This is a genomic window from Dyella acidiphila (genome assembly GCF_014863405.1).
GTDB lineage: Bacteria > Pseudomonadota > Gammaproteobacteria > Xanthomonadales > Rhodanobacteraceae > Dyella_B > Dyella_B acidiphila.
On the sequence record NZ_JACZZA010000005.1, the window covers coordinates 121,005 to 145,701 of the forward strand.

Annotated in this window: 20 protein-coding genes; 3 read left to right on the forward strand and 17 right to left on the reverse strand. The window is 62.6% G+C overall.

Features of this window, described 5'->3' with window-relative positions; translation table 11 throughout:
* Positions 1–20: 20 nt before the first annotated feature.
* From IGX34_RS09980 to IGX34_RS10040, 14 genes are all read right to left on the reverse strand, one after another.
* Positions 21–737 (reverse strand): peptidylprolyl isomerase, encoded by a 717-nt coding sequence (locus tag IGX34_RS09980; protein WP_192555577.1) that lies wholly within the window; start codon positions 735–737, stop codon positions 21–23.
* A complete protein-coding gene (gene narI, locus IGX34_RS09985) occupies positions 734–1,441 on the reverse strand; it encodes a respiratory nitrate reductase subunit gamma (RefSeq protein WP_192555578.1) in 708 nt (235 codons plus the stop codon). The genes IGX34_RS09980 and narI overlap by 4 nt, the downstream gene beginning before the upstream one ends.
* Positions 1,442–1,465: 24 nt before the next feature.
* On the reverse strand, positions 1,466–2,104 hold the full coding sequence (narJ, locus tag IGX34_RS09990) for a nitrate reductase molybdenum cofactor assembly chaperone (protein WP_225737367.1): 639 nt from the start codon (positions 2,102–2,104) through the stop codon (positions 1,466–1,468).
* 1 nt (position 2,105) lies between these two features.
* Complete coding sequence (gene narH, locus IGX34_RS09995) at positions 2,106–3,206, reverse strand: nitrate reductase subunit beta (protein WP_338015454.1); 1,101 nt, start codon at positions 3,204–3,206, stop codon at positions 2,106–2,108.
* Entirely contained in the window at positions 3,155–3,640 is a 486-nt protein-coding gene (locus IGX34_RS22365) for a nitrate reductase subunit beta (RefSeq protein WP_274380824.1), read from the reverse strand. Before IGX34_RS22365 ends, narH begins: the two co-directional genes overlap by 52 nt.
* A gap of 11 nt (positions 3,641–3,651) precedes the next feature.
* Positions 3,652–7,401 carry a nitrate reductase subunit alpha gene (locus tag IGX34_RS10000; RefSeq protein WP_192555579.1) on the reverse strand — a complete coding sequence of 1,250 codons (3,750 nt, stop codon included), beginning with the start codon at positions 7,399–7,401 and terminating at the stop codon, positions 3,652–3,654.
* Positions 7,402–7,422: 21 nt separating this feature from the next.
* Positions 7,423–8,664, reverse strand: coding sequence for an MFS transporter (locus IGX34_RS10005; RefSeq protein WP_192555580.1), 1,242 nt, complete (start codon positions 8,662–8,664; stop codon positions 7,423–7,425).
* A 266-nt stretch (positions 8,665–8,930) separates the two neighbouring features.
* Positions 8,931–10,715, reverse strand: coding sequence for an LTA synthase family protein (locus tag IGX34_RS10010; RefSeq protein ID WP_192555581.1), 1,785 nt, complete (start codon positions 10,713–10,715; stop codon positions 8,931–8,933).
* A gap of 338 nt (positions 10,716–11,053) precedes the next feature.
* Entirely contained in the window at positions 11,054–12,190 is a 1,137-nt protein-coding gene (locus IGX34_RS10015) for an acyltransferase family protein (RefSeq protein WP_192555582.1), read from the reverse strand.
* Between the two features lie 119 nt (positions 12,191–12,309).
* The gene (locus tag IGX34_RS10020) at positions 12,310–12,576 is read right to left on the reverse strand and encodes a hypothetical protein (protein WP_192555583.1); all 267 of its coding nucleotides are present in this window, start codon (positions 12,574–12,576) and stop codon (positions 12,310–12,312) included.
* 2 nt (positions 12,577–12,578) lie between these two features.
* Complete coding sequence (locus IGX34_RS10025) at positions 12,579–12,926, reverse strand: RebB family R body protein (RefSeq protein WP_338015448.1); 348 nt, start codon at positions 12,924–12,926, stop codon at positions 12,579–12,581.
* A gap of 4 nt (positions 12,927–12,930) precedes the next feature.
* Positions 12,931–13,185, reverse strand: coding sequence for a RebB family R body protein (locus IGX34_RS10030; protein WP_192555584.1), 255 nt, complete (start codon positions 13,183–13,185; stop codon positions 12,931–12,933).
* A 12-nt stretch (positions 13,186–13,197) separates the two neighbouring features.
* Complete coding sequence (locus tag IGX34_RS10035; RefSeq protein WP_192555585.1) at positions 13,198–13,428, reverse strand: RebB family R body protein; 231 nt, start codon at positions 13,426–13,428, stop codon at positions 13,198–13,200.
* Positions 13,429–13,668: 240 nt separating this feature from the next.
* Positions 13,669–14,256, reverse strand: coding sequence for a TetR/AcrR family transcriptional regulator (locus IGX34_RS10040; RefSeq protein ID WP_192555586.1), 588 nt, complete (start codon positions 14,254–14,256; stop codon positions 13,669–13,671).
* 150 nt (positions 14,257–14,406) lie between these two features.
* On the opposite strand from IGX34_RS10040, the gene acpA reads away from it, so the two are divergent.
* Complete coding sequence (acpA, locus tag IGX34_RS10045) at positions 14,407–16,152, forward strand: acid phosphatase (RefSeq protein ID WP_192555587.1); 1,746 nt, start codon at positions 14,407–14,409, stop codon at positions 16,150–16,152.
* Between the two features lie 130 nt (positions 16,153–16,282).
* Here acpA and IGX34_RS10050 read toward each other — a convergent pair whose 3' ends face one another.
* The gene (locus tag IGX34_RS10050; protein WP_192555588.1) at positions 16,283–18,013 is read right to left on the reverse strand and encodes a S53 family peptidase; all 1,731 of its coding nucleotides are present in this window, start codon (positions 18,011–18,013) and stop codon (positions 16,283–16,285) included.
* Positions 18,014–18,384: 371 nt separating this feature from the next.
* On the opposite strand from IGX34_RS10050, the gene IGX34_RS10055 reads away from it, so the two are divergent.
* Positions 18,385–20,400, forward strand: coding sequence for a tetratricopeptide repeat-containing sulfotransferase family protein (locus IGX34_RS10055; RefSeq protein WP_192555589.1), 2,016 nt, complete (start codon positions 18,385–18,387; stop codon positions 20,398–20,400).
* Between the two features lie 182 nt (positions 20,401–20,582).
* Positions 20,583–20,753, forward strand: a complete 171-nt coding sequence (locus IGX34_RS10060) for a hypothetical protein (RefSeq protein ID WP_192555590.1) — start codon at positions 20,583–20,585, stop codon at positions 20,751–20,753.
* 347 nt (positions 20,754–21,100) lie between these two features.
* Here IGX34_RS10060 and IGX34_RS10065 read toward each other — a convergent pair whose 3' ends face one another.
* Positions 21,101–21,850 carry a 3-keto-disaccharide hydrolase gene (locus tag IGX34_RS10065; protein WP_192555591.1) on the reverse strand — a complete coding sequence of 250 codons (750 nt, stop codon included), beginning with the start codon at positions 21,848–21,850 and terminating at the stop codon, positions 21,101–21,103.
* Between the two features lie 54 nt (positions 21,851–21,904).
* Entirely contained in the window at positions 21,905–24,319 is a 2,415-nt protein-coding gene (locus tag IGX34_RS10070) for a GH92 family glycosyl hydrolase (protein WP_192555592.1), read from the reverse strand.
* Positions 24,320–24,697 lie beyond the last annotated feature (378 nt).

Below are 24,697 nucleotides of genomic sequence, written 5' to 3' on the forward strand. Positions count from 1 at the left end.
CGGAATGACGGCTGCCCGTGCTACTGCACCAACGGCGAAACCGCCGCATCAAGCTCCACGCCCTGCAGTTCGGCCTGACCGGCCAGCACTTGCACGTACTGGCGCAACGCACGCGCCTCCGCCTCGCCGCGCAGATCGTCGGCGACGCGTTCGCATACCTGCTCGTAGGGCAGTTGCTGGCCAGGTACGCGCCGCTCCACGGTAACGATATGAAAGCCGAAGCGCGTCCGCACCAGTGCAGGCAGGATGCCAGCCGCGCTGCTTTCGAACAGGGCCTGCTCGAACTCGGGCACCGTGGATCCACGCTGCAACTGGCCCAGTTCACCGCCGAGCGCTCCGGACGGGCAATTCGAATGACTGCGCGCACGCTCCGCAAATAATTCCGGCTGCGCGCGCAGTTCGCCCAGCATCGCTTCGGCCATGGCGCGTACCGCAGCCACCGGCGTACCCGCCGTCACCTGAAAAAGAATATGCCGCGCAAATACCAGCTCGCCGCTCTGGTAACGCGCCAGATGCTGCGCGTGGTAGCGCCGGCAGGCCATGTCATCGACCGCGGGTACCTGCACTTCCGCGCTCAATACGCGTTCGATCGCCTGCTCGATCTGCGCCGCGCCCGCATCCGGTTCCAGCCAGCCCAGCGCCAGCGCACGCTGGCGCAGCAACTCATGCACGGCGGCCAGCTGCGGCGAGACGTCATCCTGCGCGGGCACCGCGATACCGTTGACCAGGATCGTCATGAATGCGCCGCCCGCTTGCGCGTACGTACCAGTTGGTAAGGACGGAACAGATAGGCCAGCGTGCCGGCGCCGCTCCAGATATGCACCATGCGTGTGAACGGCGAGATCAGGAAAATGGTGAAGCCCAGCAGGATATGCACGCGGTAGACCCACTGCGTCTGCAACAGCAGCGCAGCCACCCCGCTCTGAAAGGTGACGATGCCTTTCACATAGCTGGTCAGCAGTTCGAATTCGGCACCGTCCATATGCTGTGCCGACAGCGGCACGGTGATCAGGCCCAACAGCAATTGCAGCCACAGCATGATGACCACCGCGATATCCCACTTGCGGCTATTGCGCCGGATGCGCGGATCGCCGAGCCGCCGGAAGATCAGCACGCTCAGGCCGATGATCGCCACCACCCCGGCCACGCCGCCGCCGGCCATCGCCAGCAGCTGGTGCTGGGCCGGGTTCAGCGCCCAGTCGACCGCCCAGTGCGGCATCAGAAAACCCAGGAAGTGTCCGATCACCACCACCAGGATGCCGTAGTGGAACAGGTTCGAACCGAGTTTCAACCACCTTGCCCGCAGCAGCTGCGAGGAATCGCTTTTCCAGGTGTACGGCTCGCGGTCGAAACGAATCAGGCTGCCCAGCAGCAAGACCGTAAGACAGATATACGGATAGATACCGAACAGGAACAGTTGCAGGCTGGTGGCGATGTTCATATCAGTCTCTTCTCTCGCTACGTATCAGCGGCGAAAATCGGTCGGGCGGCAAGGCGGCGCGCGGTCATTGGCAAACGCCGGCCGCTCCTCCCAGCTGGCATCCAGATCTTCCGGCGGGAGCACCGGCGCATGCGGGTCGAGCCCTTCGGCCCGCGCCAGTTCCAGCAGTGCACCGAATACCGCGGCATAACGGCTGCGCTTGTGCAGCAGGCGATTGCCGATCGAGCGCAGAATGTGCGCGCAGTCGCCCAGCGTCTCGCGCACTTCGGCAACATCGCGGCAGCTGAGGTATTCCAGCAGCATCGGCAGGTGATCGGGCAACTCGTTGCCGCTGGGCTCCAGCCCGGCATCCAGATAGCGCTGGCGCAGATCGAGCATGGCCGGACCGCGGTCGCGGCCGTCGCCGTGCACATGCTCGAATAGATTGAGCGACGTGCTGCGACCGCGGTCGAACAGATCGACGAAGCGCGCCTCGGCATCCAGCGCATCGCGGCGCGCAATCTCCCGCGCCAAGGCCAGCAGGCCATCGCGGCTGGCGGTTTTCAGGTCCTGCGCGGCACGGATCGCCGCTTCGATGTCCGGCAGCGCGGCCCGCAGCTCCGCGTCTGGATAAGCAAGCAACGCGGACAGTGCGCGCAGCAGCATGGTGGGTTGGCTACGCATCTCAATGATTGTCCAACAGGCGGATCGGAATGACCTTGCGGCGCCCCATGCGTCCGCCGAACAGACTGGATTCGGTATCCACGCCATCGCAGCCGTTACCGAAACTGAAGCCGCATTCGCCACGCAGTGCATACGCATGCTCGGCCTCTTCGCGGTGGGCCGTTGGGATGACGAAGCGGTCTTCGTAATTGGCAATCGCCAGGTAGCGATGCATCGCTTCTACCGTGGACCGGTCCAGGCCATGCTGTTGCAGCAACGACAAGGGCGGCTCGCCGCCCAGCTGCTTGATGCGGAACCAGGCGCGCATCGCCAGCATGCGTTGCAGGGCGCTGGTCACCGGGGCCTCGTTGCCGGCGGTAAGCAGGTTGGCCAGATAGCGCACCGGGATACGCAGCGTATCCACCGCGGGCACGCCGTCCCGGCTTTCGATCGCGCCGGCATTGGCATGCGCCTGGATCGGCGACAGCGGCGGCACGTACCACACCATCGGCAGCGTGCGGTATTCCGGATGCAGCGGAAAGGCGATCTTCCATTCCACCGCCATCTTGTAGACCGGCGACAGCGCTGCCGCTTCCAGCCAGGCGGCAGGCACGCCGTCGGCCAGCGCCTGACGCATCACCTGGGGATCGTTCGGATCGAGGAACAGGTCGAGCTGCGCCTGATACAGGTCGTGCGGGTTTTCCACCGCGGCGGCCTCGTCGATGCGATCGGCGTCGTACAGCAGCACGCCCAGGTAGCGGATCCGTCCCACGCAGGTTTCCGAACACACCGTGGGCAACCCGGCCTCGATCCGCGGATAGCAGAAGGTGCATTTTTCCGCTTTGCCGGAGGTCCAGTTGTAATAGATCTTCTTGTACGGACAGCCCGACACGCACATGCGCCAGCCGCGGCATTTGTCCTGGTCGATCAGCACGATGCCGTCTTCCTCGCGCTTGTAGATCGAGCCGGAGGAACAGGACGCCACGCAGGCCGGATTGAGGCAGTGCTCGCACAGGCGCGGAAGATACATCATGAAGGTGTTTTCGAACTGACCGTAGATATCTTTCTGGACTACCTCGAAGTTGTAGTCGGCGCTGCGCTTGTTGAATTCGCCGCCGAGGATTTCCTCCCAGTTCGGGCCCGCTCCACCTTGTCCATGGTGCGCCCGCTGATCAGCGAGATCGGCCGCGCCACCGGCGCGGTAGGCAACTCCGGCGCGGTCTGCAGGTTTTCATAGTCGAAGGTAAAGGGTTCGTAGTAATCGTCGATCTCGGGCAGATGCGGATTGGCGAAAATCTTGGCCAACACCGCCAGGCGGCCGCCCTGTTTGGGCTGCAGGCGGCCATTGGGCTTGCGCACCCAGCCTCCCTGCCAGCGCTCCTGGTTTTCCCAATCCTTGGGATAACCGATGCCCGGCTTGGTTTCCACATTGTTGAACCAGGCGTATTCCATGCCCTTGCGCGAGGTCCACACATTTTTGCAGGTGACCGAGCAGGTATGGCAGCCGATGCACTTGTCCAGGTTCAACACCATGGCGATTTGCGCGCGGATCTTCATCTTGGTTCCCCTCAGGCCGATGCGTTCTGCTGACGCGCTTCGCGCTGCACGCTATCCATCCAGTCCACCTTCGCCATCTTGCGCACGATCACAAATTCATCGCGGTTGGAGCCGACCGTGCCGTAGTAATTGAAGCCCCAGCTCAGCTGCGCATAGCCGCCGATCATATGGGTCGGCTTGAGCACCGTGCGCGTCACCGAGTTGTGGATGCCGCCGCGCATCTGGGTGATTTCCGAGCCAGGCACATTCACGATCTTCTCCTGCGCGTGGTACATCATCACCATGCCTTCCTGCACGCGCTGGCTCACCACCGCGCGGGCGGTGATGGCACCGTTGATGTTGAACAGCTCGATCCAGTCGTTGTCGACAATGCCGCCACGCTGCGCATCCGCTTCCGACAGCCACACGATCGGGCCGCCGCGCGAAAGCGTCAGCATCAGCAGGTTGTCGGTATAAGTGGAATGGATGCCCCACTTCTGGTGCGGCGTGATGAAGTTCAGGGTCAGCTCGGCATGGCCGTTATCGTGCTTGCCATGCAGCGCCGCCACCGAACGTGTATCGATCGGCGGCCGGTACAGCGCAAAGCCCTCGCCGAAATCGCGCAGCCACGCGTGATCCTGGTAGAACTGCTGGCGTCCGCTGAGGGTGCGCCAGGGAATCAGCTCGTTGATATTGGTCCAGCCGGCGCTGTAGCTGACGTGTTCGCTCTCGATGCCGGACCAGGTCGGCGAACTGATGATCTTGCGCGGCTGCGCCTGGATGTCGCGGTAGCGGATCTTTTCGTCTTCGCGCGCAGTGGCCAGATGGCGATGATCGCGGCCGGTGATCTGCGACAGCGCCGCCCAGGCTTTGACCGCCACCTGACCGTTGGTTTCCGGCGCCAGCTGCAGAATGGTTTCGGCCGCATCGATATCGCTGACGATACGTGGACGACCCTTGGCCGGCCCATCCTCGACCAGGTAATTCAGTTCGCCCAGACCCTGCACTTCCTGCTGTGCATTCCAGCCGATGCCTTTGCCGCCGTTGCCGAGTTTTTCGAGCAACGGCCCCAGGGCAGTAAAGCGCGCATAGGTGGCCGGATAATCGCGCTCGACCAGCACGATATTGGGTGCCGTCACGCCCGGCACAAAATCGCATTCGCCCTTCTTCCAGTCACGCACCTCGAACGGCTGCGCCAGCTCGCCGGCGGTGTCGTGCATGATCGGCGTGAGCACGACATCCGGCTCTACCCCAAGCTGCCCCTCGGCGAGTTCGGAAAAGCGCTTGGCCACCGCCTTGAAAATCTCCCAGTCGCTGCGCGATTCCCATACCGGATCCACCGCGGCCGACAGCGGATGGATAAACGGATGCATGTCGGAGGTATTGAGGTCGTTCTTCTCGTACCACGATGCCGTCGACAGCACGATGTCCGAATACAGGCAGGAAGTGGACATGCGGAAATCCAGCGTCGTCACCAGATCCAGCTTGCCTTCCGGTGCTTGCTCGTGCCATGCGACTTCCTCGGGCTTGTGACCGCCCTCCTCGCCCAGGTCCTTGCCTTGCAGGCCATGCCGCGTACCCAGGAAATGGCGCAGAAAATATTCGTGCCCCTTGCCGGACGAACCGAACAGATTGGAGCGCCAGATAAACAGATTGCGCGGGAAATTGGCGGGATCGTCGGGATCTTCGCAAGCCATGCGCAGGGTGCCCGACTGCAGAGCTTGCGCCACATAGTCGCGCGGCGGCTGGCCCGACTGTAGCGCTTCGCGCGCCACCTCCAGCGGATTGCGCGCCAGCTGCGGCGCCGAGGGCAGCCAGCCCATGCGTTCGGCGCGCACATTGCAATCGATCGGGCTATGCCCGTATTTGTCGCGCGATGCCAGCGGCGACAGCAGGTCGTCGATATCCAGCTTTTCGTAGCGCCACTGGTCCGAATGCGCGTAGAAGAACGAGGTACCGTTCATCTGCCGCGGGGGCCGGATCCAGTCCAGCGCAAACGCCAGTGCGGTCCAGCCGGTTTGCGGACGCAGTTTTTCCTGGCCTACATAGTGCGCCCAGCCGCCGCCGGAGACACCGATGGTGCCGCATAGCATCAGCATATTGATGATGCTGCGGTAGTTCATATCCTGGTGGAACCAGTGATTCATGCCGGCGCCGATGATCACCATGGAACGGCCGCGCGTCTTTTCCGCGCTTTCGGCAAAGCCGCGCGCCACGGCGATCGCATGCTCGGCCGACACACCGGTAATCGCCTGCTGCCAGGCCGGCGTATAGGGCACATTGTCCGCATAGCTTTTCGCGCAGGCGCCGCCCAGGCCGCGATCCAGGCCATAGTGCGCGCACAGCAGGTCGAACACGGTAGCCACCATGCGCTCGCCGTCGCGCGTGGCGACGCGGCGTGCAGGCACCCTGCGCAGCAGCACATTGCCGCCCTGCACGTTGTTTTGAAAATGCTGGTGCACTACGCCACCGAAATACGGAAACGCCACCTCCAGCGTCTCGTCGCGCCGGTCGAGCTGGCTCAGCACCAGTTCGATCGGCGTGCCGTCGGCGGCCTTCTGCTCCAGGTTCCACAAGCCATGTTCGGGACTGTCCTTGCCCGGCCAGCGAAAACCGATCGCACCGCGCGGCACCACCGGCTTGCCGTCCGCATCGAAGCCGACGGTTTTCCAGTCGGCATGCTCGGGACTGCCCAGCGCGCCGGCAAAATCGCTGGCGCGCAGATAGCGGTCGGGGACCCAGCGTTCGCCGTCGCTGCGCAGGCTCACCAGCAATGGCAGGTCGGTATAGCGGCGGCAGTAATCCTGGAAATACTCGCACTGGCGATCCAGGAAGAATTCGCGCAGCATCACGTGCCCCATCGCCATCGCCAGCGCGGCATCGGTGCCTTGCTTGGGATGCAGCCACAGGTCGGAAAGCTTGGCCACTTCCGCGTAGTCGGGCGTCACCGCCACCACGCGCGTGCCGTTGTAGCGCGCCTCCACAAAAAAGTGCGCATCGGGCGTGCGCGTCTGCGGCACATTCGAGCCCCAGGCGATGATATAGGCAGCGTTGTACCAGTCCGCCGATTCGGGCACGTCGGTCTGCTCGCCCCAGGTCTGCGGACTCGACGGCGGCAGATCGCAATACCAGTCGTAGAACGACAGCAGCGTGCCGCCGATCAGGCTCAGATAACGCGCGCCGGCCGCATACGACACCATCGACATGGCGGGAATGGGCGAGAAGCCAACTACCCGGTCCGGTCCATGCTGCTTCACCGTATGCACATTGGCCGCCGCCACCATGTCCAGCACTTCGTCCCAGCTGGCGCGCACAAAGCCGCCGAGGCCGCGTGCGGCCTTGTAATCCTTGGCCTGCGGATCGGCCATCAGTGCTGCCCATGCCGGCACCGGCGCCAGCGTCTTGCGCGCCTCGCGCCAGCGCCGCAGCAGACGACCGCGCACCATCGGATACTTCAGCCGGTTGGCGCTGTACAGGTACCAGGAATAAGACGCACCGCGCGAACAGCCGCGCGGCTCGTGATTGGGCATGTCGGCGCGCGTGCGCGGGTAGTCGGTCTGCTGCGTTTCCCAGGTCACCACCCCGCCCTTCACGTAGATCTTCCAACTGCACGAACCGGTGCAGTTCACACCGTGGGTGGAGCGCACGATCTTGTCGTGCTGCCAGCGGCTACGGTAACCGTCTTCCCACTGCCGATTCTCCACGCGCACTTCGCCCAGGCCGTGGGCGAAAGGTTCGCGCCGTTGCGAGAAATAGCGCAGCCGGTCGAGGAAATGGCTCATGGCTTGCTCCAGGTGAACGGCTCACGATGGCGGCGGTGCGGCTCCGCGTCCGCGGATGTCGATCCGACGCACTTCGGTGAAATAGATCAGGATCAACGACACCCACACGATGCCGTACAACAGCATGAAGGCGCTGGAGCGGATGCCGAGCAGATCCAGCAAGCCGCCCCACAGAATCGGCAGCAGAAAACCGCCGAGGCCGCCGGCCAGGCCGACGATGCCGGTGACGATACCCAGCGTCTGCGCAAAATCGTCGCCCAGGTATTTGAAAGTGGAGGCCATGCCAAAGGCCAGGGCCACGCCCAGCACAAACAGCAAGGGCGTGAAGATCCACACATTGAGGCCGATATGGAAGCTCGATGGCCCGCGGATGGTCTGCACGATCAATTGCGTCTGCGGGTACGACAGCAGGAACAGCGCAATCCACGCCAGCCACAGCACCCACCAGGTCAGCGCATGCGCACCGACGCGATCGGACAGTGCACCGCCCACCGCACGCAGCACGCCCGCCGGTAGCGAAAAACACGCCGCCAGCGCTGCGGCACTGGCAATGCCCAGGCCGTATTCGCCGGCGTAGTACTGCGGCATCCACACCGACAAGGCGGTAAAGCCACCGAAGGTCAGCGAGTAATACTGGCAATACTTCCACACACGCGGATCGCGCAGCACCTGGAACTGCTGCTTCAGGCTCGTCCCCTTATTGCCGCCTGCGCCCGGATCGGGTGCCGACAGCAGCCAGAACAACACCGCCGTGACCAGCAAGGCAACCGCATAAATGCGCGGCACCGCGCGCCAGCCCATCGCATCCACGATGGCCGGCGCCACGAACATGTTGAGCGCGGCGCCGCTTGTACCTGCGCCGAAAAATCCCATCGCAAAACCGCGCCGACTGGCCGGAAAGAAACGCGCCACATACGGCGTGCCCACCGCAAACGAAGCGCCTACCGCACCCAGGCACAGGCCGATGGCCAGGAACTGCCACAGCACGGCGGCATAGCTCACCAACCATACGGGCACGGCTGCCACCAGCAGCAGAATGGTCATCACGCTGCGGCCGCCGAACCGGTCGGTCCAGATGCCCAGCGGCAGGCGCAATACGGCGCCGCTGAGAATGGGCGTGGCGCTCAGCAGGCCAAATTCGGTGGCATTGAGGTTGAGTTCGTGGCGAATCGGAATGCCGATGACGCCGAAGGCCATCCACACCGCAAAGCACACGACGAATGCAAACGTGCTGACGAACAACACCCTGTACGCAACGCCCATACCCCGGGTTCCTTGTGCAGGTAAGAGTTCACGCTTTCGATCGCAGTGGAAGATGCCGCCCCCAACGGCATCCCGCGCACCTGGCCAATGTAGCCAAGCAACGCAGCAAGAATTTGATCCCCGTCAATTTGCCGCAGTCCGACATTCCTGCACAGGAACATTCGCTTTGCGCTTGTTAATCCATCGTGACGAGCGCGTAAACAATTAGCGCATAAACACGTAGGCTGGGTTACCCCGGATCAAATCCGGAGCAACCCCGCTTCCGCTCAGGGCGAACACCGCCCCGCCGTATCCAGCTTGCGCCCGCAACTCACTTCCATCAGCGCCGCATTGAATTGCAGGCGGGCATAGTTGAAATCATTGCCGAGCGTCTTGCGCACCTTGGCATGGCGGATCGTCGACGCGATCGCCAAGTAGCCGTCTTCGGGCAGGCCTGCCGTGTCGAACAGCAGCCCGGGCAAATCGTAGGCAGCCAGATTCACCTGGCGCGGCTGGGCGGGATTGAACGGCCGGTTGGACAGCAGCATGAAGCGCGTATGCTCTTCCGGCGCAGTCTTGTCGTCGTCGAAACCAAGATCCGCATACGCCGCGCTCAACGCCGGCAGATGATCGCCGTAGAACAACAGCAGGGTCCAGCGCGGGCGCGCCAGCAGTTTGTTCGCGAAATCCGCCAATGCGGCATCGCCATGGATCAGGTGCGATACGTAGTAAGTCATTTCCTCCTGCCCCTGCGAAGACAGGCCAGGCGGCAGCGGATGTTCGCGCAACACCTGGGCCAGGTCGCCCGGATCGCGATCCCAGTCGCCGTGGTTTTCCATGGTGATCACCATGGTATAGCGCGGCTTGCTGTCGTCTTGATCCATATAGGCCAGCACGCGCTTGAACAGCGAGCGGTCGGAAATATAGATGCCGGCGTACTTGGCATCCTTGAACGAATTCTGGAAATACATGTGCTGGAAGCCGAGCTCCGGCATCACTTGCTCGCGATTCCAGAACTGCGCCTCGTAAGGATGGAACAGCGTGGTGCTGTAGCCGAACTGTTGCAGGCGATGCGGTACGGTCGGCATCCAGCCCGCGGCGAGGCCGAAGTACGGATACTGGACGCTGGGAAAAGCCAGCATCGGATAACCGGTAAGCGTTTCGAACTCGGTGCGGATGGTGCCGCCGCCATAGGTCGGCGTCGTAAGGCTGCCGGTAATGCCGCCGGCGGCGAGGCGCTGGTAATTCGGATCGTACTGACCGTATTCCACGTGCTTGAGCACGCCCGGATCGAAGAAGGCTTCGCTTTGCACCACCACGATATCGGGCAGTTCCTGCGTCAAGGCACGCGTCTGACGCTGCTCGATTTCCTGTGCGTTATGGCTGGCAAACGCAGCCACCTGCTGTTTGTCCGGTGGCGGCACACGCACCTGCATGTCCTGGTACATGCGCACGAAAGCGGCCAGCATGCCCAGGCTCTGCGCGCTGTAGACCGGATTCCATTGCTGATAGGTGGTGAGGTCCCGATCCGAATACAGCTCGCGCCACGGGCGCAGGCCGTGCAGCAGCGCATAGAACACGCCCAGCGACAACACCACCAGACCCAGTCGCGTCAGCCAGCGCGGGCGATAGCGCGGCGTTTCCACGCGCCACAGCACAACTGCCAGCACCAGCATGAGCAGCGGTTCGCCGATCAGCGAAACAGTGTGATAGCCGGTGTAATGCGCGAAAAAACCAATATGGTCGGCCACCTGATGACCCAGTTGCACGTCGCCGGGCGTAAGTGGCGAATCCATATTGCGCAACTTCAGCGTATTGATCTTGTAGACCAGCGCGGCCAGTGCACCGCTCAGCAACAAGGTGAGCATGGCGCGGCCGCACAAGCCATAGAGCAGCAAGGCGAACAACAGGATCGGAAACGCATTGCGCCATAGCAGCGCGGGATGCAGCGCGTCATGGAAGGTGCGATCCAGGTGATGAACCAGCAGCAGGCTCGCCGCGATCAGTCCCAGCAGACGCCAGCAAAATGCTACGCCGCGATTCGTAATTTCATGCCGAATGGCGAAAGACATGCAGACTCCCCCGGCGCAGCCGCGGCCACGCTGTTTTCAGATCGCATTTTTTTGCTGATGGGCCGTTTTCCCCGCGGCCCTGCTGTCGTTCTAGCGGCTTAACCGCCGATGCCGCCCCTGGCATGGATGTGCGACAGCTTCGCGTAAGCTTGCATATTTATGACAATGCGCCGCCACGTCAAGCGCCGTATCGGCCCTATCGGCTCCGTTCCGCATAACTCGACATTTGTCGCAGCGATTGACTGGCCGGCTCAGCGCCAGCCAGTACTACGCATGGTGTGCACATGTCTCTCGCGGTGCTTTTCTGTCGGCATCGGCATGATTGCCGCTGCGTGCAATTACGCAGTACGTTGCTTCGACGCCGCACGAATCGCGGGAACACCGACGATATGCAGCAGCCTGCGCGTTTGCGCCGAGAGCGGCGCCTCGATGTAGCGAAATACGGCCCAGGCGCACATCACAGCAGCAAGCGGACGTATTGCCAGCAGCAGTATTGCCGCCGTGCGATGCTGCAATGGCACGGCGCTGACAGCGTCCTGCACCAGCTCGAACACATACACATGCATCAGGTACAGGGAATAGGAAATATTTCCCAGCCACACCAGCCATGCAGGCACCTGCATGCTGCCCAGCTTGGCGCGCAGCGCGATACCCGCAAACAGGATCGCCAGCGGCGCGCCCCAGCCGCGCGGACCGAAGAAATTCAGCATGCCCAGCCGATGCCATGCAAGCAGCAAGGCAATCAGCAGCACGGCCACGCCGATGTAGATCGAGGCTGGCTTTCTGATTTTGATATCGGATTGATAGAGCCATGCGGCGAGCATGCCCGCAATGAAATCCCACACGATCGGATTGACGGCGAGATTGGCATAGCGGGACCAGGCCACCAGCGGCCGCGTTGCGACGTCCAGGCTGTAGTGTCCGCGCAGCCATGGCACGGCGACCAGGGTGACGCCGAACCATGCCGCCATGGCGGCATAGCGCCAGCGGCCGAACAACATGCCCAGCGCGAACACCAGATAGAAATAGCACTCGAAGCACAAGGTCCAGGCCACACCTACCGCCATGCGGAAATAAATGCCCGAGGCGGCCGGATCGTGCGGCATGAAGAGCAGGCCTTCCAGATACGGCTGCAACACAGCGGCATCGAGGTAGCCGCGAAAGCCATGTTCCACCGCAACCGCCAGCACGCTCACCACCGCAAACAGCGGCCAGATCCTGGCAATACGCTTGGCCGCGAACTGCCGGGCATAGGCCGCACTACCGTCGCAATCGCGAGTGGTCAGCACCATCAGAAAGCCGCTGATGATGAAAAACAGGTCCACACCCATGGCCAGCGGCAACAGGCGGTCGGCGAGCAGTTTGCCGGCGCCGGCATCCAGCAGCGCACTGCGGCTGTGCACCAGCACCACCATACCGGCCGCGATGCCGCGCAGGGCCTGGAGCCAGGCTAGTTTGTGCTTCGGGCCACCCATCCTGGTGAGTGCACAGGATGCGGTGTTTGGTTACGGCGTTTCGCCAGGGTGTTTCGTTCCCATCGCTCTAGCGGCCGTCATCCCCGAAACCGGGAATGACGGCATGCACGATGGACGCCCTACTTCGCAGCGCCTTTGTCGTCCGGCTCCGCCGGCGTCTTCGGCGCCGGCGCCCGGACGGCCTCCTGAGCCAGGCGCATCGCCTCGGATGCCCCCGCAACCGCCTGCATTACCACCTTCTGCGCCAGCTTCACCGCATCCTCAGCATCCCGCTGCCCGGCCAGGATCGCGGCCAGTGTCGCGGCATGTGCGCGTTCGAGCTCGGCCGCTACATCGTCTGCGGTCGGTGCGGGCGGCTGCTCTTGCTTGTCTTCGTCGCTGCTCATGGTCATGCGCCTGGTTCGGGCCGGGACGCCTTGGTGCTCTCCATCAGCGCACGCAGACGCTCAAGCGTTTGGGCAATGTCGTCCCCGGGAAGCGCTTCGCTGGCATAACGCAATGCATCTTCCGGACTGGCTTCCAGAATGGCGTTGACGGCAGCCGTGGTCATCGCGTTGCGCAGCATGTAGAGCTGTTGCTGCTGCGCAACGGCGTTGTGCATGGCCAGGCCAATGGCGTGCGCCATCACCTGATCGGCCATGGCACGGGCCAGCGCCTCCGAAGAGCCGCCGACCATCGCATTGACCTGGGTAACCGCGTCCGTGATCTGGCTGTTGACCTCGGTTTTGTCGGCCACCGGATTACTCCTGCTCGGCAGCCACGCTGCCCGCGCTACCGCGGACCAGCGATTGCACGCAACGGGTTGTCACGGCAAGCGCCACCTGGTTGGCGTTCTGCTGGTTGGTCACCGCGTTCTGCGCGGCAGTGGCACTGGCCTGCGCCAGCGACTGGTAGAGCTGACCCAATGCAACCGCAGGCGCTTCGCCCAGCACCTTTACGTTGGACTGCGTGACGGCGTCGGTGATCTGATCATTGACGGCAGTAGGAAAGGCCATGTCAGTTTCTCCTTAGTTGCTCGAAAGGATCAGCGCTTCGACGCAACGCGTAGTTACCGCTTGCCCCACCTGCTGCGAATTCTGCTGGTTTGTCGCCGCATTCTGCGCGGTCATGCCGGCTACCTGCGCCAGCATCTGGTACACCGAACTGAGTGCCATCGCCGGAGCGTCGCCCAGCACCTTGACATTGCTCTGGGTTACGGCGTCGGTGATCTGGTTATTGACTGCAGTAGGAAATGCCATCGTTCAACCCCCTGTGATTGATGATTAGCTGGTGTTAAGTCCGCGGCACGTTACGCCGTGGATGCCATGCAGCGCAAGAGGTCTGTGCGTAGAAAAATAAGTCGGCGGCATTGCAGCGCATGCTTCCAATGCAAATCAATGCATTGGATCTTGCACGTGTCAGCGGCGCGTGCCGGGGGTAAAAAATTTCACCGCAGCTACACGGAAGTTATGCCTACGCGCTTACAGGCGGGACATGCCTCAATCGGCCAGTCCAAGCCGCTGCTTGATCAAACGCTTGGTATCGGCAAGCAACGCATTCGAACGCGTAACGCTCGGGTCGATGCGCGCGAGTGACAAGGCGCCAACCAGCTCAGCCACCAGCAAACGTCCTTGCGCCTCGGCATCCGCATGGCCGAGTTCGGTCAGTTTTGCCGCAAGCGTTTCGGCCAGCCGCCGCGTACCGGTAGCGAAGATTTCGCGGGTTTGATCGGACAGGCGTGGCAGGTCCGATGCCAGCGCCGCCATCGCGCAGCCCGATTCGCGTGCATCGCGGTGCTTTTTGGAAAGATAGAAATCGATGTAGGCCGCAAGTCCTTGCGCTGCATCGCGGCCTTCGGTCTCGCGCCGGACGCGCGCACGCGAGTCCTCGAACATGCGCTCGATCGCTGCGGCGACCAGTTCGTCTTTCGATTTGAAGTGTGCGTAGAAGCCGCCATGGGTAAGCCCGGCCTCGGCCATGACGCCGGCTACGCCGATGCGATCCGGTCCTTCGGCGCGGATCGCCTTGGCGGCAACATCCAGCACTTTTTCGCGGGTTCGCTGCTTCTGTTCGGAGTCGTAGCGCATAAGGTCGGCCGCCTCGGTCTTTTCAGATGATGCATATCATACCAACACCAGGACCATGGCGCGAACCCGTCCAGCAATCAATCCGCTGCGCATGCATGTCATGAAGCGGCCGCTACACTAAGCCGGCTTCAGAGCCACCAGAGAGAATCCATGAAACAGCAGCCCCCTTCCCCGCCCGATGCATCTTCCGACACCCCAGCCGCAAGCAGCACAGCACCTGATCTGAGCCGGCGTTCGTTCCTGGCCGGCCTCGGTGTTGCTGCCGTGGCCGTAGGCGGCGGCCTGGGCGGTTGCAGCGCTCCGGATCAGCACGCGCGCGCCGCGGCGCCGGCGGATGCCGACCTGGATCGGTTGCTGCGCGAGAAGGTCAAGAACGTGGTGGTGATCTACGCGGAGAACCGTAGCTTCAACAATCTGTTCGGCGAGTTCCCCGGCCTGGAAAAACCGCTGTCCGCGCTCAAGCCGGAGGACTATCAGCAGCTCGACCGCGACGGCAAGACCGTGCTGGCGCAGCTGCCCACCGTGCCGGGCGGCTGGCTGCTGAAAGATCAAGTGGTGGATGGCATCGCCTACGCCGGCAAGCAGCAATACCAGACCCAGCTGCCGAATGCGCCGTTCGCACTGAAGGGCCCCAAGGGCGAACACCTGCCGCTGTCGCTGATCACGCGCGATCTGTGGCACGTGTTCTATCAGAACCAGATGCAGATCAACGGCGGCAAGAACAATATGTTCGTGGCCTGGGCCGATTCCGCCGCCTTCACCATGGGCCATTACGCCAATGCCCACTACGGGCTGCGCCTGTGGGATCTGGCCGGCGAATTCGTGCTGTGCGACAACTTCTTCCAGGGCGCCTTCGGCGGCTCCTACCTCAATCACCAGTATCTGATCTCGGCGGCGGTACCGCGCTATGCCGATGCCGACACCAGCATCGCGCAATCGCAGATCGCGCAAACCGTGAGCGGCAAGCCGGACGACCCCAACCTGAAACCGCTGGATCACTCGCCCGCCAGCGCGATGGACGGCATTCCCAGCTTCGGCCCCAGCGCACTGACGCCGGTGGAAACCACCTCCGACGGCAAGCGCTTCAGCTATGCGGTCAACACCATGTTTCCGCCCTATGCGCCGACGCCGATGAAACTGGGTGCCGACGGCGTGGTGGATTTCACCCAGCCGACCAATGCGATGGCACTGCTGCCGCAGACGCACCAGCACATCGGCGACAAACTGGACCAGCGCGGCATCGACTGGGCCTGGTATGCCGGCGCGTTCCAGGAGACGCTGGATACGCAGGGCAAGAATCTGTCCGACGGTACGCCGGTGGTACCGAACTTCCAGTTCCACCATCAGCCGTTCAATTACTTCAAGGACCTGGCGCCGGGCACTGACGCACGGGCCAAACGCCTGCGCGATGGCGGCCTGGGCGATGACGAAAGCACCAATCATTTCCTGGCCGACGCCAAGGCCGGCAAGCTGCCGGCGGTAACCTTCTACAAGCCGCAGGGCAATCTCAACATGCACGCCGGCTACGCCGACGTCGCGGCCGGCGACCGCCACATCACTCATGCGATCAAACTGCTGCGCAGCAGCCCGCAGTGGGAAAACATGGTGGTGATCGTCACGGTCGATGAGAACGGCGGCTGGTGGGATCACGTGGCGCCGCCGCACGGCGACCGCTGGGGGCCGGGCACGCGGATTCCCGCGCTGGTGATTTCGCCGTTCGCCAAGAAGGGGCACGTCGATCACACCATCTACGACACCGCATCCATCCTGCGCCTGGTGACCCGCGTATTCGATCTGGAGACGCTCGACGGCATTCGTGCACGCGATGAAGCGATGACCGCACGTGGGCAGCAGCCGATGGGGGATCTCACCAACGCGCTGCAATTTACGGGCTGAAACACGCGGCCCGCATGCGGCCGCACAAGCCGTCATTCTGCGCAAGCCGGCACGACGGCGCGGATCGATCACCTGCAAAAACACAAACCCGTCCCCCATGCACAAGGGACGGGTTTGTCTCCAGCAAGACTTACTTCGTACCCACCAGCGCCGAAATAAACGCCGGCCCGACCGGGCTACCCCAGCCGGTCACCAGGTCATAGCCCGCTACGGCCTTGAAGCTGCCGTTGCTGCCGCTGGTGATGTCGTGGAAATAGCTGTGATAGCTCGACCCCACGCCGAAGTTGTACAGCGCCGTGTTGAGGAAGCCGATGTTGCCCACGCCACCCTGCGCTGCCTGCTGGTTGGCCAGTGCGATCACGCCGGCCAGGCGCGGTGCCGCATAGCTGGTGCCGCCCACGCCAGTTTCGAGCTGGCCGTTGCTGTAGGTCGGATTGTCGAAATTGCCTTCCAGCGCGATATCCGGATCGTTGCGGTACTTGGTCGATCCCTTGTTGGTGCTGTTGATCACACCGGTCAGCTGCTGATAGCTGGGAATCGCATAACCGGCCGACGACAGATAGCCGCCGCTGCTGTCCGACCATGCCGTTTCCGACGCCCACGAACCGCCTGCACCGTTGGTGGTGAGATCGGTAGCGCCGACATCGGTGATATACGGATCCAGCGACGGCGGATCCCAGTTCTTGGTGGTGTACGAACCGGCATCGCCGCTCGCATTCACGAAGGTCTGGCCCTGGGCCTGGAATTCCTTGTAGATGGAATCGTCGCTGCTGCCGAAATCGCCGCCGCCCCAGGAGCTGGAAATGACCGAGGCTTTGTTGTCGCTGGCCATCTGATTGAGGATGTCGCCGGCGCTGGTGCCCTCGTAGAACAGGATCTGCGTGAGACCCGGCGCCATGCCGGCGAGGTTGGCGATGTCCAGAATCTGCTCGCCGTCACTGCAGGAACTCGAACCGGTGCTCGGGTTGGTGCAGGCGCCGTTGAAGCCGTTCACCAGCACGTTCTGCACCGGCACGCCCGGATTGGAGGCGCCGGTGGCCGAGTAGTAGCCGCTCAGATCGCTGCTCTGATAGCCGTCATACGAGAAAATCGCCGCCGTCTGGCCAGCGCCGGTCAGCGAACCGGAACCGTAGTAGGCCGCGCGGATATCGCTGGGCAGGAAATTGCCGCTCGGGCCGGACCCGCTGGTGCGCGTCACCGCCATCGCCTGCTCGGATGCCGGGCGATGCACCATGTGCGTATGCGGACGCACGTAGTTGTCCAGGCCGTTGATGTGCAGCAGTTGCACGCCTAGGTCCAGCGTCGGCTCGCGATCCGGCGCGAAGAACATGCGGTTCTCGGTCGGATGCTGGTACTGGCGCATGGTGATATGCAGCGCACGATTGACGTCGTTCACCGCACCCTGCACGTCGACGATATGGCGATTGGCGCTGGTGGCGGTAATGGTGAGGTTGTTGGCTTTGGCCCATGCCACGACTTTGTCGTAGTCGGCCTGGCTCGGCTCGAAGTGGGCAGTGAATTCCTTCGCGCTGAGGTAGTGATGGTATTGCGGGCTGCTGGGATCGTAGAGCTGGCCGATCAGGCCATCCAGCTCGGTTTCATTGCGCAGCGGCAGCACCAGGCCGAGCTTGAGCTGTTTGGCGCTGCTCAGCGCCTGCGCGCTGGCCGCCTGACCGGTACGCACCGCAGCCGGCACGTGATCCTGCGTGAGCAAAGAAAAAGCGCCGGTACTGGCGCTGGCGAAACTTGCCTGGGTTCCCACAGCGAGCGCGCCGGCAATCAGCAGCGCCGGCAGAGTGCGCTTGAGGCGCGAGAGCTTGCTTGACGAAGACAGCTTGGCAACAGAAGACGACAAACGCATGTTTCCGATCTCCCTAAGTACTTCGAGCAATGGTTGGGCACGGATAGCTGCTGCCACGCCAATCCGGTGACGATGTGTCTACTCCGTGCCATAAGGTTGAGTCCCCTGTGTTTCGCTCTCGGACGCCCTTATTGCGTGGCCCGCACCTTATACCGAAGGCAGTCGTGAAATTTTGATGACGCGAAACATCATGCGTGCACTGCATCATGCGCAACGCATCGAGCTGTGCTGTATTAACGTAAGCGAGTCGTAAGCAAGCCTGTTTATCTATACACGCACTTCACGCCGCGGGTAATAAAGCGGCATGTTTGCGTGAATCGCTGGGGAGCGAAATGACGGCTGTATCCTTTGCCATCACGGGGCGATGATCCATGTCACAGAATGCGACACCCAATAAGGACGATGCGCCTGACAAGCGCGATATCGAAACCCTGGTCGCGCTGATCGGCCAGAAGCAGCATGCTGCGGCCGAAGCACTGGCGCGCCGGCTGGTGCAACAGCATCCGACGCACGGCGCGGCATGGCAGGCGCTGGGCGCCGCATTGCGCGCGCAAGGACGCGTTGCCGATGCGGTGGATGCACAACGGCGTGCTGTCGCGCTGTTGCCCTGGGATGCCATGGGGCACTACGTGCTGGGCGAAAGCCTGATGGCCATGCAGCAACCCGCTGCCGCCGCGGAAAGTTTCCACAGCGCGCGCAGCATCAAGCCGGATTTCGCCGATGCGCATTTCAAGCTCGGCAATGCGCTGGCGGTGCAGAACCGCTACAGCGAGGCAGCCGAAGCCTACCGCCAGGTGATTGCGCTGCGTCCGCAGTTGAGCGAGGCGCAGGCCAATCTCGGTTTTACCTTGATGAGCGCAGGCGACTACGCCCAGGCCGAGACGCATCTGCGCGCTGCCCTGCACGCGCATCCGGACAGCGCACCGATCCACAATGCCATGGGCGTGGTGTTGTACGGCCAGCTGCGCATGGACGAGGCAGCGCAGAGTTTCCGGCGCCTGACCATGCTGCTGCCCAACGATGCCGAGGCGCACGCCAATCTCGGCAATGCCCTGCGCGAAATGGGTGCATATGCCGAAGCCGAAATCAGCTATCGCCGCGCCCTCGCCCTGAACGAACGCTTTGCGCGCGCGCATTTCGACCTCTCCGGCCTGCTCTACATGCAGGAGCGCTACGCCGAAGCCGAACAAGGCTATCGTCGCGCGCTGGAGCTGAAACCCGATTATGTCGAAGCCTGCAACAACCTCGGGCGCAGCATTCGCCGGCAAGGCCGGCTGGACGAGGCGCGCGATTGTTTCGACCGTGCCAGGACGATCGATCCGGATGCGGTGGAAACGTATTTCAACCTGGCTTCGCTGCGCAGCTTCACGCCGGAGCATCCCGAGCCAGCGCATATGGAGAAGCTGGTCGCCAAAGTGCCGTTCCTCAAGGAACACGCGCGCATCCGCTACTGGTTTGCGCTGGGCAAGATGCGCGAGGACCTGGGCCGCTACAGCGACGCATTTGCCGCGTATGCGGAAGGCAACCGCCTCAAGCATGCGCAGATCGCACCGGACGAGCGCAGCCGGGTCGCCTTGATCGACAACGTCCGCAGCGTCTTCGATCGAGCCTTCCTGGCCAAACACGCGCTGCCCGTGTCGCCGGACGCGCGCACGCCGATTTTTATCGTCGGCATGCCACGCTCGGGCACCTCGCTGATCGAGCAGATTCTTTCCACCCATCCGAATGTGCATGGCGCAGGCGAACTGCCGGAGCTGGAAGACAGCCTGTTTGCGCTGGCCACGGATGCCGGCGTGCCGGCGGAGCGCTATCCGCACATAGCCGCCCAACTGGCACCGGAAGCATTGCATCACCTGGGCGATACCTATATCGAGCACGTGTGGAAGCTGGCGCCGCAGGCCACGCACATCACCGACAAGATGATGTCCAACTTCGCCCACATCGGCATGATCCGAATGATGTTTCCCCAGGCGAAGATCATCCACGCCATGCGCGACCCGATGGATTCGTGCTTCTCCTGCTATGCCACCCTGTTCGCCAAGAACAACCTGGATTTCACCTACGATCTGGGCAGCCTTGGCCGCTACTACCGGCGCTATATCGAGCTGATGAGCTATTGGCGGCAGGTGTTGCCGGCCGGTGCCATGCTCGAGCTGCGCTACGAAGACATGGTTGCCGATACTGAGGCTCAGGCGCGGCGGCTGCTCGACTACCTGGGGCTGCCCTGGGATCCGCGCTGCCTGGATTTTCATGAAAACAAGCGCGTGGTGCGTACGGCCAGTGCAGCGCAGGTGCGGCGGCCGGTGTACAAATCGTCAGTGGCGCGGTGGAGGCACTTTGAGCCGCATCTTGGGGTGTTGCTCGAGGCGGTGAAGGATTATCGGTAACTCCCACCATCCTGGTGTTGGTATCGCCCCACAAAGTGCAACCTTGCCTCACGGTCATCCCGGTGAGAGCCATAATCCAGTGACTTTTACGCATTCAGGGCCAAGGCGCTGGATCCCGGCTTTCGCCGGGATGACGGTGAGGTAGTGGGTTGATCTTGGGTAATGATGCAGTGGTGCAGCGGATGCATTTCGAGCTGCAATGGTGCAGCGGATGCATTTCGAGTTGCATCCGTGATGCATTGCTGGAAGTAGATGAAGGTTTGCAGGCAGGTTTCGCGAAGCCTGATGTTGGCGTCGGCAGTAACCTACAACATCGCCTCACCGTCATCCCGGCGAAAGCCGGGATCCAGTGACTTTTACGCATTCAGGGCCAAGACGCTGGATCCCGGCTTTCGCCGGGATGACGGTGAGGTAGTGGGTCGATCTTGGGTAATGATGCGGTGGCGCAGCGGATGCATTTCGAGCTGTAGCTGTGATGCGTTGCTGGAAGTGATGAGGGTCTGCAGGCGGGTTCCGCGAAGCCTGATGTTGGCATCGGCAATAACCTGCAAACTCGCCTCACCGTCATCCCGGCGAAAGCCGGGATCCAGTGACTTTTACGCATTCAGGGCCAAGGCGCTGGATCCCGGCTTTCGCCGGGATGACGGTGAGGTAGTTTGCAGGCCGCAGCGTCAGGCGAGAGCCGACGCAACGAATGGATCTAGAGCTGCTTCAGCTTGATATTGCGGAACCACAGCCGAATCGGCAGCTCGCCCTTGTCCTCGGTACCCTGCAGCGAAATATGCCCGCTCTTGAAGGTGCCAAAATCCGGCCACTGCGCAAACTTGGTATGCGCCACCAGCTTGCGCCAGTCGTCATCCCAGAAATGCGTGTCCACCACCTTGTGCCCATTCTGGAAAAACTGAATATGCCCGTGGTCGGCGATGATCTCGAACTGGTTCCAGTTACCCGCCTCGCGCACGCGCTCCACGTCGGAAGAAATCAGGTCGAATAGATCGCCGGAACGCTCATAGAGCACCTGGCTGTCCGGCTTGGTGCAGACCAGGTCGGCGATCTGCATTTCCGGGCCGGTTTCATAGGTGGCCGAATACTTGGGCGATTCGTGCACGTAGAACATCACGCCGCTGTCCGCGCACGCCGTCATCTTCCATTCCAGCTTCAGGTCGAAGTTGCTGTATTCGGCATCGCTGACCAGGTCGGCGAAATCTTTTTCGTCGCCGGTACGCGAGCGTTCGAGCATGATCGCACCGTCATCGACCGACCAGTCCTTGCCCGGCGTCTTCTGCTGATAGGAATGCCAGCCGTCGAGGTTCTTGCCGTTGAACAGCAATTGCCAACCTGCGGCCTTTTCCTGCGGCGTAAGGGTATTGACCTGCTGAGCCTGCAGTGGCGCTGCGGCGAAGGTTGCGGCGACAACAGCGAACGCGACCGTGGATAGCGGTTTGAACATGAAATCTCTCCCTGCAGGTATGGCCATACTTGTGCAGCAGACCGGCGTTAAAGCTCAGCTGCCCACAGCTGGAAAGGACGGCGGCGCATCCTGCGCTGCGCTGCCCCACGTTTTATCGGCGTCGGATTGCAAGCTGAAGATCAGGCGTCCGCCATGGGTGGCGAAGTCGCCGGGCAGCCAGGGTTGCGCATGGTCCTTGCCGTCCAGCGACAAGGCATGCACGTAGCGGTTCGCCGCCGATGCACCCTTCGCCTCGATCGTCACGTCACCGTCGGTGCGATGCACCGTGATATGCGTAAACAGCGGGCTGCTGACCACCAGTTCCGCCCGCCCGGGAATTTCCGGATACAGCCCCAGCGCCGACCACACGTACCAGGAAGACATTTCGCCCAGGTCGTCGTTGCCGGGAATACCGTCGGGAGCGTCCTTCCAATAGCGCTCCAGCACCGTACGCACGGTGTCCTGCGTCTTGTAGGGCTGGCCGGCGAAGTCGTAGAGCCACGGCGTTTCCACCGACGGTTCGTTGTTGAGCTCGGCGTGCAGCGGCCCGGCATTGGTCACTGCCCAGCTGCCGTCCTTGTTATGGAAGAAACGGTCCAGCCGCTCGCTGGCCACCTTGTCCCCTCCCATTTGCGCGAACAGGCCGTGCACATCGAACGGCACCATCCACACATAGACTGCGGCGCTGCCTTCCACAAAGCCATCGTCGGACTCCGGCTTGAAGGCCGGCCAGCTGCCGTCGGCGTTGCGGTTCTGGATATAGCCTTCCTGCGGCGTAGCCTTGGGATTGAAAAGATTGCGCCAATAGCCCGCACGCGCCAGCAGATGCCGTGCGTTGGCGGTATCGCCGGTGGCCAGTGCCAGCTGCGACAGCGCGAAATCGGCCGTAGCGTCTTCCAGAGTTTCCGCGGCACCGCCCCAGGAATGCGAGCTGGTGGCGATGTAATGCAGCGTCAGCCACTGATCCAGCGAGGGGCGTTCGCCGACGCATTCCACGTTGCAGCCGTCATCGGAGGCATCGTGCGCAGTCGGCACGGTGGCCGCTTTCAGCATGGACGAGTAGGCGCCGCGCAGATCGAAATGGCGGCCACCAAAGGCATAGATATCGGCCAGCGCCGGCACTGCCGGATCGCCGCTCATCACATGGGTGCCGCCGTTGTTATGTGTCCAGCGATCCCATTCGCCCTGGTTCTGCTGCGCCTGGTTGTACAGCGATTGCGCGATGTCGCTGCCGCGTTCGGGCATCAGCCAGGTCACCAGCTGCAGCTGCGAGCGATAGATATCCCAGCCGGAGAAATTGGCGTACTGCACGCCCTGCCCGGCTTCGAGGCGATGCACCTGCTGGTCGAAGCCGCGGTAGTCGCCGTTGACGTCACTGAATACATTCGGATGCAGCAGCGAGTGATACAGCGCGGTGTAGAACACGCGCTGTTGCTCAGGCGTGCCGCCCTCGACCGAGATCTGCGACAGCGCCTTGTTCCAGCTGTCGCGCGCCTGCTCGCGCAGCTGTGTCAGCGTAAGCGAAGGCGGCAGCTCTGCGACCAGGTTGGCACGTGCATTGTCCAGGCTTACATAGGAAATGCCGACGCGCACCTGCACCGGCCCCTTGGCCGGATCGAAGCCCAGCCATACGCCCGAGCCTTTGCCGGGCTGCGGAAAACCTTTCGCATCCCAGCCGGTGCCGCCGCGGGCGGCGAGTGCACCGGCGTGCACGCTTTCGTTCTGCCAGGCACCGGTGGCGGTAACCGGCTGATCGAACTGCGCCACGAAATACAGCGTGTAGTAACTGCGCTGATCGGCCTTGGCCAGGTAGCCGCAGAAGTTGCCGCTGGTGACCGAACCGGTGACGGTGCGGTTGGCCGGATCGATCTTCACTTCGGCATCGCTGCTGCCCACTTCCGAATCGGAAGCGCGCACCAGCAGATTGGCCGGCTTGCCTGCAGGGAAGCTGAAGCTGGCGATGCCGCTGCGCGTGGCTGCGCTCAGTTCCACCGCCACGCCGTTGGCCAGCGTTACGCGGTAGTCGCCGGCCGTGGCCTGTTCGTCGGCATGGCTGAAATTGGCGGCGTAATGCTGGTCCTTGGCATCCAACGATGGCGAGCTGTCCAGCGGCAGCGTCACCGGCATAAGCGGAATATCGCCGCTGGCGCCGGCACAGCCGGCACCGGACAGATGCGTCAGGCTGAAGCCGCGGATGCGCTTGACGTCGAACTGGTAGCCGCTGGGCGAGGCGGTGCGCACATGCTTGCCGCGCGTGTTTTCCGGACTCCACTGCAGCATGCCGAACGGCATAACCGCGCCGGGAAAGGTGTTGCCGCCATTGCTGCTGCCGATCAACGGATTGACCGCATCGGCCGGCGCAGCATCCTGCGGCATCGCCACCGCATTGGCCAGGATCGACATGCCGGCGCAGAACAGCGCCAGATACAGTTTCAATTTGAGGCCCTGGTAACGCGGCGAGAGATCCATGGATTACGGCACCGGTGGCGGAAGGAAAAAGCCGGACTTAAATCGATCTAAATGCACGATCAAAAAAAAGATGCCGCCGCTGGTCAACCGCACCATTCGCCGAACATCCATTCCGAGGGCGGACTGTACTGCTTGTCCCCTACAGAAATCTTGTTGCGCTGCAAAATACGGAAATCCACAAGCTGTTTTTGCGGATAGAAGTCCAAAATGAGTGCCACTCAGCGGCTTGCAGGCGCGCTGGATGCAGATACACAAGGCTTGCGTCTGCTGCAAGCATGCCTTTTGGCATGGGCGTCAGTAGGGGGGAGTGGAATCGCGCAATAAGCAAATGTCTTGCTGCGTTGCGTTGTTGATGATCCGGCAGTGCAAAGTCGCTGG

Bases quoted from the DNA above. Each gene is read 5' to 3' on its own strand.
- IGX34_RS09980 (WP_192555577.1), bottom strand. From the start codon at position 737: ATGACGATCCTGGTCAACGGTATCGCGGTGCCCGCGCAGGATGACGTC.
- narI (WP_192555578.1), bottom strand. From the start codon at position 1,441: ATGAACATCGCCACCAGCCTGCAACTGTTCCTGTTCGGTATCTATCCG.
- narJ (WP_225737367.1), bottom strand. From the start codon at position 2,104: ATGCGTAGCCAACCCACCATGCTGCTGCGCGCACTGTCCGCGTTGCTT.
- IGX34_RS22365 (WP_274380824.1), bottom strand. From the start codon at position 3,640: ATGAAGATCCGCGCGCAAATCGCCATGGTGTTGAACCTGGACAAGTGC.
- IGX34_RS10000 (WP_192555579.1), bottom strand. From the start codon at position 7,401: ATGAGCCATTTCCTCGACCGGCTGCGCTATTTCTCGCAACGGCGCGAA.
- IGX34_RS10005 (WP_192555580.1), bottom strand. From the start codon at position 8,664: ATGGGCGTTGCGTACAGGGTGTTGTTCGTCAGCACGTTTGCATTCGTC.
- IGX34_RS10010 (WP_192555581.1), bottom strand. From the start codon at position 10,715: ATGTCTTTCGCCATTCGGCATGAAATTACGAATCGCGGCGTAGCATTT.
- IGX34_RS10015 (WP_192555582.1), bottom strand. From the start codon at position 12,190: ATGGGTGGCCCGAAGCACAAACTAGCCTGGCTCCAGGCCCTGCGCGGC.
- IGX34_RS10020 (WP_192555583.1), bottom strand. From the start codon at position 12,576: ATGAGCAGCGACGAAGACAAGCAAGAGCAGCCGCCCGCACCGACCGCA.
- IGX34_RS10030 (WP_192555584.1), bottom strand. From the start codon at position 13,185: ATGGCCTTTCCTACTGCCGTCAATGATCAGATCACCGACGCCGTCACG.
- IGX34_RS10035 (WP_192555585.1), bottom strand. From the start codon at position 13,428: ATGGCATTTCCTACTGCAGTCAATAACCAGATCACCGACGCCGTAACC.
- IGX34_RS10040 (WP_192555586.1), bottom strand. From the start codon at position 14,256: ATGCGCTACGACTCCGAACAGAAGCAGCGAACCCGCGAAAAAGTGCTG.
- acpA (WP_192555587.1), top strand. From the start codon at position 14,407: ATGAAACAGCAGCCCCCTTCCCCGCCCGATGCATCTTCCGACACCCCA.
- IGX34_RS10050 (WP_192555588.1), bottom strand. From the start codon at position 18,013: ATGCGTTTGTCGTCTTCTGTTGCCAAGCTGTCTTCGTCAAGCAAGCTC.
- IGX34_RS10055 (WP_192555589.1), top strand. From the start codon at position 18,385: ATGTCACAGAATGCGACACCCAATAAGGACGATGCGCCTGACAAGCGC.
- IGX34_RS10060 (WP_192555590.1), top strand. From the start codon at position 20,583: ATGCATTTCGAGCTGCAATGGTGCAGCGGATGCATTTCGAGTTGCATC.
- IGX34_RS10065 (WP_192555591.1), bottom strand. From the start codon at position 21,850: ATGTTCAAACCGCTATCCACGGTCGCGTTCGCTGTTGTCGCCGCAACC.
- IGX34_RS10070 (WP_192555592.1), bottom strand. From the start codon at position 24,319: ATGGATCTCTCGCCGCGTTACCAGGGCCTCAAATTGAAACTGTATCTG.